The sequence below is a fragment of the Paenibacillus sp. E194 genome (assembly GCF_000935845.1).
Classification (GTDB): domain Bacteria; phylum Bacillota; class Bacilli; order Paenibacillales; family Paenibacillaceae; genus Paenibacillus_B; species Paenibacillus_B alvei_B.
Genome location: NZ_JMDX01000513.1, coordinates 1 through 1,062, shown reverse-complemented (window position 1 = coordinate 1,062; position 1,062 = coordinate 1). Strand labels below are relative to the sequence as shown.

Here is a 1,062-nt window from a genome sequence, read left to right as displayed (position 1 = left end):
GTCAATTTGCGTTGCTGCCGCAGCGCTGGAATAAATAACAAATCAAGGTAAAGGAGGCGTCGTCATGACTCAAGCAAGCGGACATGTGCAGGAGACCGATGAGCGTTATGCGACGCTTCTCAATAATGCAGGGGCTGTTCGCGCCTTGTGCGCAGCAGTCGAAGGAACGCTGGGTCCCAAGGGGCTTGATGTCATGCTCGTTGGGGGTGACGGCGAGGTCATTATTACGAATGACGGGGTTACGATCCTAGAGAAGATGGACGTATCCCACCCGGCTGCCAAGCTGCTCATTCAAGTAGCGCGTGCACAGCAGCATGAGGTAGGCGATGGCACGACTACGGCTACCGTCCTTGCAGGTGCATTGGTACAAGAGGGAGTAGCCCAAGTCACACGCGGTGTTCCAGCCGCTAAGGTGGTTACAGGACTTATGCATGGAGTTGCGGCTGCATGCGAGGAACTTCGCCATCGCGCGGTACCGCTCAGTGGATGGAGTGATGATCGGCTCCATCGCGCTGTACATATAGCAGGACGAGAGCAGGAGGATATTGTGCAGCTCGTGCTTGAAGCCGGACAGGCGGTAGGCTGGGAACAGCTCAGGCAAACGAATTATCGGTATGCAGACAGCATTGTCGCGCACGAGAAGGCAGAGAATGAATGGTTCCACGGTGTGATGCTCAAGCAGAAGCCGCTGCAGCGGGATTGGCTGCCTGAGCGATTGAACTGCCGGGTACTCGTACTGCAGGACAGCTTAGAGCCAGTGACGCTCGATGAGCAGCTGCTGACGACGGAAGCTGGCTTCCAGCAGTATATGGCGGAACAGGCTCGTTTCATGCATATGCTCGAACAACTTAACGAGCTTGGTGTCGGATTTATCGTGCTGGAGCGCGGTATTCATCCCGATGCGGAACAATATTGTCTGGATCACGATATGATGGTCGTGCAGCGCGTTAGCCGCGAGGATATTATGCGCGTCTGCCGTCTAAGCGGTGCCAAGCCGCTGAAGCGCACAGCGCTTGCGAAGCAGCGCAGCGAGCTGGAGCCGCTGCTCGGGCGCACCGCCTG

General features: G+C 56.8%; 1 protein-coding gene. It reads left to right on the top strand.

Translation table 11 applies throughout. The features are described from left to right. Window positions 1-64: 64 nt before the first annotated feature. Window positions 65-1,062: TCP-1/cpn60 chaperonin family protein (locus AZ66_RS29285; protein ID WP_044358178.1), on the top strand; the 998-nt coding region annotated here is incomplete at its 3' end.